This window comes from Aeromonas sp. (assembly GCF_051657805.1).
Lineage (GTDB): Bacteria > Pseudomonadota > Gammaproteobacteria > Enterobacterales > Aeromonadaceae > Aeromonas.
Window position 1 is genome coordinate 19,463 of record NZ_JBOFLJ010000046.1, and the last position, 10,669, is coordinate 30,131.

A 10,669-nucleotide genomic window follows, 5' to 3' on the forward strand; every position below is an offset into this window, starting at 1 on the left:
CTTTTATACCGGATGGACAATTGTTTGAACAATGACCTGATCACCATCTCCGACCTGACCTTCAGTCACGGAGACAGGCTGCTGTATGACGGGATCAACCTGACCATCCCCCGTGGCAAGGTCACCGCCGTCATGGGGCCGAGTGGCATCGGCAAGACCACCTTGCTGCGGCTGATAGGTGGCCAGTTAAAGCCTGAATCGGGTCACATCCTGTTTGACGGGGAAGACATCCCCACCCTCTCCCGCTCCCGCCTGTACGAGGTGCGCAAGCGGATGAGCATGCTGTTCCAGAGCGGCGCCCTGTTCACCGGCATGACGGTGTTCGACAACGTGGCCTTCCCGCTGCGGGAGCACTCCGGCCTGCCGGAGGAGCTGATCCACACCATCGTCATGATGAAGCTGCAGGCCGTGGGGCTGCGTGGCGCCGCCAGGTTGATGCCCTCGGAGCTCTCCGGCGGCATGGCGCGCCGGGCCGCCCTGGCCCGTTCCATCGCGCTGGATCCGGATCTCATCATGTATGACGAGCCCTTCGTGGGCCAGGATCCCATCACCATGGCGGTGCTGGTCAAGCTGATCAAGGATCTGAATGATGCCCTCGGCATCACCTCCGTCATCGTCACCCACGACGTGAAAGAGGTGCTGAGCATCGCCGACTACGCCTATATCATCGCCAACCGCAAGGTGGTGGCGCACGGCACCCCGGCAGAGCTGCGCGAGGAACGCAATCCCGAGGTCGAGCAGTTCCTGCGTGGATTGCCTGACGGTCCTGTTCCGTTTCATTTTCCGGCAGGCGAACTGCTACAGGATCTCTGATGTTGATAAGCCAAGTAAGCAAGTTGGGCCGGGTCGGCGTGCGTTTCATCAACGCCATCGGTCGCGCCACCATCATGCTGTTTCATGCGCTGGCGGGTCGCCCGCAACCACGCAAGCACTTCCCCCTGCTGATCCAGCAGCTCTATGTGGTGGGGGTACAGTCCGTCGCCATCATACTGGTGTCCGGCCTCTTCATCGGCATGGTGCTCTCCTTGCAGGGCTATAACGTATTGAAGGATTTCGGGGCCGAGCAGAGCCTGGGGCCCCTGGTCTCCCTCTCCCTGCTCCGTGAGCTGGGACCCGTGGTCACCGCTCTCTTATTCGCCGGCCGTGCCGGTTCAGCCCTGACCGCCGAGATAGGCCTGATGAAGGCCACCGAGCAGCTCTCCAGCCTGGAGATGATGGCGGTGGACCCCCTGCGCCGGGTGGTGGCACCGCGCTTCTGGGCCGGGGTCATCAGCATGCCGCTGCTGGCCTTCATGTTCAGCCTGATCGGCATCTTCGGCGGCAAGCTGGTCGGTGTCGACTGGCTGGGGGTGGACGAGGGCAGCTTCTGGTCCGCCATGCAGGCGTCCGTCGACTGGCAGGATGACATCATGCAGGGGGCCATCAAGAGCGTCATCTTCGCGCTGGTCGTCACCTGGATTGCGCTTTTCAATGGCTATGATGCCAAGCCGACCTCGGCCGGGATCAGTCAGGCGACCACCCGTACCGTGGTCCACTCATCCCTGGCCGTGCTCGGTCTGGATTTTATACTCACCGCAGTCATGTTTGGATAAGGTAAAGATGAAGTTCAGCAAAGTAGAATTCCTGGTTGGCGCCTTCATGCTGGCTGGCATCGCCGCCATTCTGGCATTGGCCCTGCAAGTGGCGGGTTTGAGTTTCAAACCGGAAGGAGAGACCTATACCCTGCGCGCCCATTTCGATAATATCGGCGGCCTGAAAGTGCGCTCGCCGGTCAAGGTTGGCGGCGTGGTCGTCGGCCGGGTCAGTGACATCACGTTGGACGCCAAGACCCAGGTCCCCGTGGTCTCCTTGCTGATGCAAAAAGAGGCCGGTGAGTTTGCCGATACCAGCACCCTCTCCATCCTGACCTCAGGCCTGCTCGGTGAGCAGTACATCGGCCTGGCGCCGGGTTTCAGCGATGAGGAGATGGGTACCAGCATGCTCAAAGATGGCGACATGATCGCAGACACCAAATCAGCCATAGTGCTGGAAGATCTGATTGGCAAGTTCCTCTACAGCCAGTCGTCTCCGGCCACCAATCCGCCTGCAAGCAAGGAGTAACCATGTTCAAGAAAATCGCCCTGTTGCTGGGCCTGATGACCAGCATGCTGTTTTCCGTGACCACTCAGGCCGCAGGCGCCAATGCCACGGATCCCTATGCCCTGGTGGATCAAGCCGCCAAGCAGACCTTCGCCCGCCTCAAGGCCGATCAGGCCCAGGTCAAGAGCAACCCGGATCACCTGAGGGTCATCATCCGCGAGGAGCTGCTGCCCTACGTGGATAACCGCTTCGCCGCCTACAAGGTGCTCGGCAACCAGATCAAGGAGACCACCCCGGCCCAGCGCGATGCCTTCGTCGACGTGTTCACCGAGTACATGGTGAGCTCCTACGCCGATGCCCTCGCCCACTTCGACAAACAGACCGTCAAGGTGCAGCCGGGCAAGGCCGTGGGTGACAGCAACATCACCGCCGTCAACGTCAGCGTGACCGAGGCGGGCAAGCCGGACATCTTCCTCGAGTTCAAGCTGCGCAAGAACAACAAGACCGGTGAGTGGAAAGCCTTCGACATGGTCGCCGAAGGGATCAGCCTGCTCTCCGCCAAGCAGAACGAGCTGGGTGGCCTCATCCGCCAGAACGGCATCGACGCGGTGATCGCCCAGCTGCGCGAGCACAACGCCAAGCCACTGGTCATCAAGTCATGACGCTGAGCGGCGAGCTGCAGGCCCCACAGGTGATCGCGCTCTGGCAGCGCCGCGCCGAGTGGTGGCAGGAGGATGAGCTCGCCCTCGGCGAGGTCACCACCCTGGACTCCGCCGGCCTGGCGCTCCTGGTCAAATGGGCCAAGGCAGTGCTTGCCCGGGGTGCCACACCGACACTGGTGGGCGCCTCCGCCGATTTCTTTACCTTGGCCAACCTGTACGGGGTGGCCAATTTGTTTCAATCAACCCCGCTCACAACTGAGGACGCATAATGCAAGTCTCTGAAATTGAAGCGATACTCCTTGAGGCCTTGCCATTGTCCGAAGTCCATGTCAAAGGGGACGGTAGTCACTATCAGGTGATCGCCGTCGGTGACATGTTTGACGGCATGAGCCGGGTCAAGAAACAGCAGGCCATCTATGCCCCGCTGATGGACAAGATCGCCAGCAACGCCATCCACGCTCTCTCCATCAAGGCCTTTACCGATGCCGAATGGAAACGCGAACGTAAATTCCTATTGCCCTCCTGATTTGGTACCCAAGTAAACATGGACAAATTCAAGATCACCGGCCCCTGCACCCTCTCCGGTGAAGTGACCATCTCCGGCGCCAAGAACGCCGCCCTGCCGATCCTGTTCGCCACCCTGCTGTGTGATGAGGAGATCCAGCTCTCCAACGTGCCGCGCCTCAAAGACGTGGGCACCACCCTCAAGCTGCTGGAGATGCTGGGTGCCAGCACCAAGGTCAACGGCAACGTGACCGTGCTGACCGGCGCCGTGAACAATCACGTCGCCCCCTACGAGCTGGTGAAGACCATGCGCGCCTCCATTCTGGCGCTGGGTCCGCTGGCGGCCCGCTTCGGGGCGGCCGACGTCTCCCTGCCCGGTGGCTGCGCCATCGGTGCCCGCCCGGTCAACCTGCACGTCCACGGCCTGGAGCTGATGGGCGCCAAGATCGCCATCGAGGATGGCTACATCAAGGCCCGGGTGGATGGTCGCCTCAAGGGTGCCCACATCCTGATGGACATGATCTCCGTCACCGGCACCGAGAATCTGATGATGGCCGCCACCCTGGCGGATGGCCGCACCGTGATCGAGAACGCCGCCCGTGAACCGGAAGTCGTGGATCTGGCTAACTTCCTCAATACCCTGGGCGCCAAGATCCAGGGTGCCGGCACCGACACCCTGATCATCGACGGGGTCGAGCGTCTGCACGGTGGCAGCTACAGCGTGCAACCCGATCGCATCGAGACCGGCACCTTCCTGGTGGGCGCCGCCGTCACCGGTGGCAAGATCACCTGCCACAAGACGGATCCCTCCCTGCTGGAGGCCGTGCTGGTCAAGCTGGAAGAGGCCGGCGCGCTGATCGAGAAGGGCGAGGACTGGATCAGTCTGGACATGACCGGCCGTACCCTCAAGCCGGTCACCATCAAGACCGCCCCCTACCCGGCCTTCCCCACCGACATGCAGGCCCAGTTCACCGTGCTGAACGCGGTCGCCAAGGGCACCGGCATGGTCACCGAGACCATCTTCGAGAACCGCTTCATGCACGTGCCGGAACTGGTACGGATGGGCGCCGACATCGAGCTGCAGGGCAATGTCGCTATCTGCCGTGACACCGAACAGCTCAAGGGTGCCCAGGTGATGGCCACCGATCTGCGCGCCTCCGCCAGCCTGGTGCTGGCCGGCTTCGTCGCCGAAGGCACGACCATGGTAGAGCGCATCTATCACATCGACCGTGGCTACGAAGACATCGAGCACAAGCTGCAAGGCCTGGGCGGTCGCATCGAGCGCATCAAGGAGTAAGTGACTCTCCCTAGCTCGACCCATAGAAAAGGCCCCCTCGCGTGAGGGGGCCTTTTTCATGCCATTTATCCAAGCTGCCTGGACCCGGCTCAGTGCCCCGCCAGCTTCATCTGCTCGATCAGCACTGAACCTGTCCTGAGGCTGGAGCGCTCATCCACATCCGTCCCCACTGCTACCATGGAGCGGAACATATCGCTCAGATTGCCTGCTATGGTGATCTCTTCCACCGGATAGGCAATTTCACCATTTTCCACCCAGAAACCGGCGGCGCCGCGGGAGTAGTCACCGTTGACGATGTTGACCCCCTGCCCCATCAGCTCGGTCACCAGCAGGCCGGTGCCCATCTCCTTGAGCATGCCCTGGAAGTCCTGGCCCGTGTTCGACACCTGCCAGTTGTGGATGCCGCCGGCATGGCCCGTGGTGGTCAGACCCAGCTTGCGGGCCGAGTAGGAAGTGAGCAGCCAGCTCATCAGGCGACCGTCGCGGACTATGTCCATGTCGCGGGTACGCACCCCTTCCCCGTCGAACGGGGTACTGGCCAAGCCTCCCAGCAGGTGGGGGAACTCCTGGATGTTGAGCCACTGCGGCAACACCTGCTCACCGAGTTTGTCGAGCAGGAAGCTCGACTTGCGATAGAGGTTGCCACCGCTGATGGCCATCACCAGGTGGCCCCAGAGACCGGCCGCGGTATCGGGGTGGAACAGCACGGGTGCCTGGCGGGTGCTGATCTTGCGGGCGCCGAGCCGGGAGAGGGTGCGTTCCACCGCCTCGTCGGCGATGCGCTGGGGGCTCCAGAGCCCCTCCAGGGTACGGCTGGAGGAGTAGCCATAGTCCCGCTGCATGTCCCCATCCTGCTCGCCGATCAGCACGCAGCTCAGGGAGTTGCGGGACGCCGCATAGCCTTTGACGAAGCCGTGGCTGTTGCCATAGACCTTGACCCCCAGGTGGCTGGAGAAGCTGCCGCCGTCGGAGTGCTTGATGCGGGCATCCCGCCCCAGCGCCAGCCGCTCGCACTCGATGGCCAGCTCTATGCCCTGTTGCGGATCCAGCAAGGTGGGATGGCACAGCTGAAGATCCGGGGCGTCCCAGGCCAGCAGCTCGGCATCGGCGAGGCCGGCACAGTCATCGGGGGAGGTGTGACGGGCAATTTCCATCGCCGCCTCGACGGCGGCACGGATGGCGGCCTTGCCCAGATCCGTGGTGGAGGAGGAGCCCTTGCAGCCGTCGCGATAGACGGCGATGCCGAGCGCCCCATCCTTGTTGAATTCGATGCTTTCCAGCTCGCAGCCCCGGGTATTCACCGACAGACCGGTCTGCTTGCTGATGGATACTTCGGCAAGCCCGGCACCCAGCCCTTTGGCGATCTCCAGTGCCTCGGCCACCACGGCCTCGAGGTGGGCTTGATCCTGGCGAATTTGATCTAGCTGGTCCATAACTCACATCTGTATGAAGAAAGGAAAGGGGCTAAGCATATCAGACCCCTGCGCCCAGCGGGAGAAGCTGGTAACATATCCACCAACGTGAATGACAGGAATCAAGAGACCGATGAGTCAGTATCAAGACGACAACGAACTGGACGATTGGGGTCCCAGCAAGAGTCAGCTCAAGCGCGATGCCGAAGCGCTGCAGAAGATGGGGGAAGAGATCGTCTCCCTGAGCCACAGCGAGCTGGAGAAGCTCCCCCTGGACGAAGAACTGGCAGAAGCCGTCGAACTGGGTCGCAAACTCAAGCCCAAGAAGGATGAATCCTTCCGCCGCCACCTGCAGTTCATCGGCCGCCTGATGCGCAGCCGGGACATAGAGCCCATCGCCGAGGCGCTTTCCATCATCAAGATGCGTCACTCCACCGTGAATGCTCGTCTGCACCGCCTGGAGCAGTGGCGCGAGAGGCTGATCAGCGAAGGGGACAGCGCCCTCAACGAGCTGATGGCCCAGTTCCACGAGCTGGATCGCCAGAAGCTTCGCCAGTTGATCCGCACCGCCAACAAGGAGCGGGAGCTGAACAAGCCGCCCGTGGCTTTCCGCGAGATGTACCAGTATCTGCGCGGCGAGATCGAAGATCAGCTGTGAGTGATTGCTCACCAGCGATGACCCTGGGTCGTCGCCGACAGATAAAAAACGGGGCCAATCTGGCCCCGTTTTTTATCTTCTGAACACAGGCATCAGCTGCCGGCCATGCACTGGGTGTGAGTCCCTGGCTGCAGATAGGGCATCAGCAGCGGCGCCATCCCCTTGAGCACCTGCACCGGCAACGCCGAGGTGAAGCGGAACTTGTCGGACTGGCTGCCCGGCACATAGGCCGTCAGGGTGCCGAAGTGATCGTTGCCGATGTAGAACACGAAGGTCGCGGTGCGGTTGCGGGCCAGGGAGCTGGTCACGTTGCCATAGCGGCCCACCGTTTCTATCCGGTTGTCCCCGGTCCCCGTCTTGCCCCCCATCGGCAGTATGGTGCCATCCGGCAGGGCGAAGGCCCCGGCGATTCGCCTTGCCGTGCCCCCTTCCACCACTTTCGACAGCGCATTGCGCAGAGCATTCGCCACCTCGGGCGCCATCACCCGAGAGCCCTGCACGTTGGCCGGCTCGAACACGGTCGCAAAGGGCGTGTCCTTGGCAAACGACAGGTACTCGATACGCTGGGTCGGGGCCCGCAGCCCGCCATTCTGGATGATCCCCATCAGCTCGGCCAGGGCCGCCGGCCTGTCTCCCGAGCTGCCGAGAGCCGTCGCCAGGGACGGCACCAGGTGATCGAAGGGATAACCGAGCCTGGCCCAACGCTGATGGATGTCGAGGAAAGCCTCGACCTCCAGCATGGTACGGATGCGGGTATCCCGGGCGCTGCGATGGCGGGTCTTGAACAGCCAGCTGTAGACCTCCTGGCGTTCGTCACGGCTGGCCGCGACCGCATCGGCAAAGGTCGCCTTGTCGAATTCCTTGAGGTAGGAGAGCAGCCACAGCTCCAGCGGGTGCACCCGCGCGATATAGCCCTGATCCGGCAGCGAATACTTGCCCGGCCCATAGCTGGTATAGAGCTGTTCGATTCGCTTGTCCGTCAGCTTCTCCCGTGGCAGCCGCTTGGCCAGGAAGGCGGCGAAGTCCACCTGGGAGGCTTCCGGCATCAGATAGCGATGGACGGCCGCGAGGCGCACGGCGCTGGGCTTCAGACCATCCAGAAAGGTATCCAGCCGCTCATCCGGGGTCTTGCCCTGATACTTGCGCCAGAAGCGCAGCAAATAGGTCTGCCCTTCCTTATCGGCGAACCTGGCCAGGTACTCGGTACGGCGTGGATCCTTGTCATCCTTGAGCAACTGGGCGCGGTTGCCTTCCTTGTAGAGGCTATAGCGCACTATGTCTCGCATCAGCCGTACGAAGGGCAGGTTGATGGATTCACGCAGGGCGTCGCGGATAGGAGGAATCCGACCGTTGTCCTCCTTGCGGAAGTTGTTGAAGGTGTGCATGCCACCACCGGTGAAGAAGCCTTCATAGGGGCTGGCGGAGTATTTGCGATCCAGTGCCGCCTCCAGCATCACGGGTAGGCTCTTGTCCCTGGCGGTCATCAGATAACCGATGGCCCAACGGCTGATATTGTCCTGGTTGGAGACTTCGATCTTGCGCAGGGTCTCCGCCGGCATCTCCGCATAGCTATCGTGCAGTTCGGTGACTATCTCCAGATAGGTGGTCAACACCCGCAGCTTGGCGGTGGAGCCCAGCTCCAGCTTGCTGCCCTCGTTGATGTCGAACGGCTGATCCGTGTTGTCGGTCTGCACCCGCACCTTGACCCCTTCCGGCGTTTTCTCGAACAGGGTGAAGCTGTATTTCACGTCTCCCGTCTTCTCCGGCGAGAGCAAACGCTCACCAAACAGACCGACCTGAGCCGCGAAGGTGGGATCCGCCAGTTGCTGCAGGTAGCGGGATATCTCGTTTTGCAGCGGCATGTTGAGGGTGGTATCTGCGGTCAGATCCATGCGATCCAGATCGTAGAGCTGCACCCCGAGCTGGCGGCTGAGACGGGTACGCGCCACCTGCAGCCCCTTGTTGTTGTTGACCCGGGTGATCGCCGGGGCCTGCAGGAAGTCACGGAATCCCAGTTTGGCCTTGAGCGCCGACTCCATCAGCGCCGGCGTGATCATGCCCTCCTGAACGAACAGACGCAGGTAACTGTCCGTCAGGGTCGACAGCGCTTCCCGCCCCTGTGCCAGGTAGTAGGAGGGACGGCGGTGAGCGATCATCAGGGAGACGACCTGACGCAGGGCCTGCCCCTGCTCGGCCAGAGTGGCATCCTGATTGCGTTCGGGATCCAGCAGACGATTGACCTCATCCACATTGGCACCGAACCAGACCCAGAGACCGTCCCCCAGACCATGGACCTCACCGTAACCCGGTGCCGCCGACAGCGGTACCGAGTTGAGGTAGGCCCAGGCGACCAGCTTGCGCGCCTCCAGGGTCTCAGGGCCCAGCCGGTAGGCACGGACGCTCGCTGAGACCATCTGGCGGATCTTCTCGGTCGGGGAGAGGGTCAACCCATCCGGGGAATGACGGTACTTCTCCACCTGAGTCGCCAGCGTACTGCCACCGGCGGATTGATCCTGCATATCCAGCGCCTTGCCGACTTGCGACAGGGCCGCCTTGCCGAAGCGGGGCCAGTCCACCGCAGGGTTGGCCAGGGGCTGCTCATTGCTCAGCAGATCCCGGTTCTCGATGAACAGCAACGACTGGATCACCAGCGGAGGGATAGAGTTGAAGTCCGGGTAGTAGTGGGTCGGGTACTTGTATTGATAGAAGGGCTCAGCACGGCAGTCATGCAAGGTCAACCCGGCCTGCACCTTCTCGGTGTAGGGCACGAAGAAGCCGTGGCTGGCGTAGTTGTTGAGCGCGTCGGAGAAACGAACCTGCTCGGTCACCTGATAACCGCGCTGGATGAGGCGCTCCTGGATCATCGGCATCAGTACATAGCCGAGCCGCTTGTCGAAGGGGCCATCATCCGGGAAGGTGATCTGCTTGCTGGGACCGGGTTCCAGCTGATAGGTCAGCTTGGCGGCGTAATGAGAGATCTCCTGCGATTGCAGGCGGGAAGTCTTCATCTCGTAGCCAACCAGAGCGATGACCGCCGCCAGGCAGAGCAAGAAGATGAAACAGAACAGCCAACGCCACCAGGGACGGCGTTTGCGCTTTTGTTGCCCGTCCGCATGCGGTACGGATGAATCCTGAGATGCCACTGTCTTCAAATCCGTCTGTTTTGATGCGCCCATATCAGCCCCACCATGGTTGCGCAATTTATTGTATTTCATTCAAGCTTAGTCGTTTCAAGTCAAGGGCTTGAAAACTATTGACCGCTTTGAAGGGATGTTAACAGGGCGATTATGAAAATGGGAGTCGATTGTTGCGGTGCACCGAGAGATCCGAGCTGATACGCAGAAGCAAAACACCGGCCAAAAACCGGTGTTTTGTGAGATCAGGCCAATATTATTTGCTGGAGCTCATGCCTTTGAGCTTGGTGCTCAATTCTTTGCGCTCCTTGGACAGCTCGGCATTCTTGATGATGTGGTCATCGACACGCTCTTCGTAATCGGCACGCATGTTGGCGATGATGGCCTGTACGTCGTCGATGCTCATCCCCGGCTTGATATAGTCGCTCAGGTTGTCGAGCAGCAGCACCCGCTTCTGGTTGTCACGAATCTTCTTCTCGTTGTCGACGATCTCGCGCTTGAGTTTGTTCTGGCGACGGGACATACGCACATATTCCAACACATCGTTGAAGGTAGATTTGTTTACTTGTTCCATATCGATACCACTGACTGAAGGTGAATGAAAACGGGTCGGGTGGTACCTATACCAAAGAGAAGCTGAAGGCGTGGCATAGGCAAACCCTGAATGCCCTTACTCTACCGAGTTATGATGCAGATACAACCCCAATCACAGGCTGGCTGGGGGTTTGGAGGGAATATATAAGCTGGGAAATGGCTCGAAAAAGATCACAAAGCCTGTAAATCGGCCAATAAAAAAGCCCGCTCAGATGAGCGGGCTTCTTCAATTGGGTGCCTGGCAGTGTCCTACTCTCGCATGGCGAATGCCACACTACCATCGGCGCTACCGCGTTTCACTTCTGAGTTCGGCATGGGATCAGGTGGTT

General features: G+C 61.0%; 11 protein-coding genes and 1 rRNA gene. 8 read left to right on the plus strand and 4 right to left on the minus strand.

The genetic code is table 11. The features are described from left to right. Window positions 1-12: 12 nt before the first annotated feature. From mlaF to murA, 7 genes are read left to right on the plus strand one after another with little or no spacing between them, the layout of a single operon-like run. Entirely contained in the window at window positions 13-813 is an 801-nt protein-coding gene (mlaF, locus tag ACRCYW_RS14780; RefSeq protein WP_438550819.1) for a phospholipid ABC transporter ATP-binding protein MlaF, read from the plus strand. Continuing rightward, the gene (gene mlaE / locus ACRCYW_RS14785; RefSeq protein ID WP_438550820.1) at window positions 813-1,592 is read left to right on the plus strand and encodes a lipid asymmetry maintenance ABC transporter permease subunit MlaE; all 780 of its coding nucleotides are present in this window, start codon (window positions 813-815) and stop codon (window positions 1,590-1,592) included. The genes mlaF and mlaE overlap by 1 nt, the downstream gene beginning before the upstream one ends. A 7-nt stretch (window positions 1,593-1,599) precedes the next feature. After that, a complete protein-coding gene (gene mlaD, locus ACRCYW_RS14790) occupies window positions 1,600-2,100 on the plus strand; it encodes an outer membrane lipid asymmetry maintenance protein MlaD (protein ID WP_438550821.1) in 501 nt (166 codons plus the stop codon). Window positions 2,101-2,102: 2 nt separating this feature from the next. After that, window positions 2,103-2,741, plus strand: a complete 639-nt coding sequence (gene mlaC / locus ACRCYW_RS14795; protein WP_438550822.1) for a phospholipid-binding protein MlaC — start codon at window positions 2,103-2,105, stop codon at window positions 2,739-2,741. Beyond that, window positions 2,738-3,010, plus strand: coding sequence for an STAS domain-containing protein (locus ACRCYW_RS14800; RefSeq protein ID WP_438550823.1), 273 nt, complete (start codon window positions 2,738-2,740; stop codon window positions 3,008-3,010). Before mlaC ends, ACRCYW_RS14800 begins: the two co-directional genes overlap by 4 nt. Further along, window positions 3,010-3,267, plus strand: coding sequence for a BolA family iron metabolism protein IbaG (gene ibaG, locus ACRCYW_RS14805; RefSeq protein WP_005306001.1), 258 nt, complete (start codon window positions 3,010-3,012; stop codon window positions 3,265-3,267). Before ACRCYW_RS14800 ends, ibaG begins: the two co-directional genes overlap by 1 nt. Before the next feature lie 18 nt (window positions 3,268-3,285). After that, window positions 3,286-4,542, plus strand: a complete 1,257-nt coding sequence (gene murA / locus ACRCYW_RS14810) for a UDP-N-acetylglucosamine 1-carboxyvinyltransferase (protein WP_438550824.1) — start codon at window positions 3,286-3,288, stop codon at window positions 4,540-4,542. Window positions 4,543-4,631: 89 nt separating this feature from the next. Here the strand turns inward: murA and pmbA are convergent, their stop codons facing one another. Continuing rightward, complete coding sequence (gene pmbA / locus ACRCYW_RS14815) at window positions 4,632-5,975, minus strand: metalloprotease PmbA (protein ID WP_438550825.1); 1,344 nt, start codon at window positions 5,973-5,975, stop codon at window positions 4,632-4,634. A 112-nt stretch (window positions 5,976-6,087) separates the two neighbouring features. Between pmbA and yjgA the strand changes: the two genes are divergently transcribed. Next, a complete protein-coding gene (yjgA, locus tag ACRCYW_RS14820; RefSeq protein WP_438550826.1) occupies window positions 6,088-6,612 on the plus strand; it encodes a ribosome biogenesis factor YjgA in 525 nt (174 codons plus the stop codon). A 92-nt stretch (window positions 6,613-6,704) separates the two neighbouring features. Here yjgA and ACRCYW_RS14825 read toward each other — a convergent pair whose 3' ends face one another. From ACRCYW_RS14825 to rrf, 3 genes are all read right to left on the minus strand, one after another. Beyond that, on the minus strand, window positions 6,705-9,788 hold the full coding sequence (locus ACRCYW_RS14825) for a transglycosylase domain-containing protein (protein WP_438550827.1): 3,084 nt from the start codon (window positions 9,786-9,788) through the stop codon (window positions 6,705-6,707). Window positions 9,789-10,002: 214 nt separating this feature from the next. Next, a complete protein-coding gene (tmaR, locus tag ACRCYW_RS14830; protein WP_050718773.1) occupies window positions 10,003-10,320 on the minus strand; it encodes a PTS system regulator TmaR in 318 nt (105 codons plus the stop codon). A gap of 256 nt (window positions 10,321-10,576) precedes the next feature. Further along, a 5S ribosomal RNA gene (gene rrf, locus ACRCYW_RS14835) occupies window positions 10,577-10,669 on the minus strand; the annotation flags it as partial.

Coding starts and splice junctions, on each gene's coding strand:
- mlaF (WP_438550819.1), top strand. CDS start 13: ATGGACAATTGTTTGAACAATGACCTGATCACCATCTCCGACCTGACC.
- mlaE (WP_438550820.1), top strand. CDS start 813: ATGTTGATAAGCCAAGTAAGCAAGTTGGGCCGGGTCGGCGTGCGTTTC.
- mlaD (WP_438550821.1), top strand. CDS start 1,600: ATGAAGTTCAGCAAAGTAGAATTCCTGGTTGGCGCCTTCATGCTGGCT.
- mlaC (WP_438550822.1), top strand. CDS start 2,103: ATGTTCAAGAAAATCGCCCTGTTGCTGGGCCTGATGACCAGCATGCTG.
- ACRCYW_RS14800 (WP_438550823.1), top strand. CDS start 2,738: ATGACGCTGAGCGGCGAGCTGCAGGCCCCACAGGTGATCGCGCTCTGG.
- ibaG (WP_005306001.1), top strand. CDS start 3,010: ATGCAAGTCTCTGAAATTGAAGCGATACTCCTTGAGGCCTTGCCATTG.
- murA (WP_438550824.1), top strand. CDS start 3,286: ATGGACAAATTCAAGATCACCGGCCCCTGCACCCTCTCCGGTGAAGTG.
- pmbA (WP_438550825.1), bottom strand. CDS start 5,975: ATGGACCAGCTAGATCAAATTCGCCAGGATCAAGCCCACCTCGAGGCC.
- yjgA (WP_438550826.1), top strand. CDS start 6,088: ATGAGTCAGTATCAAGACGACAACGAACTGGACGATTGGGGTCCCAGC.
- ACRCYW_RS14825 (WP_438550827.1), bottom strand. CDS start 9,788: ATGGGCGCATCAAAACAGACGGATTTGAAGACAGTGGCATCTCAGGAT.
- tmaR (WP_050718773.1), bottom strand. CDS start 10,320: ATGGAACAAGTAAACAAATCTACCTTCAACGATGTGTTGGAATATGTG.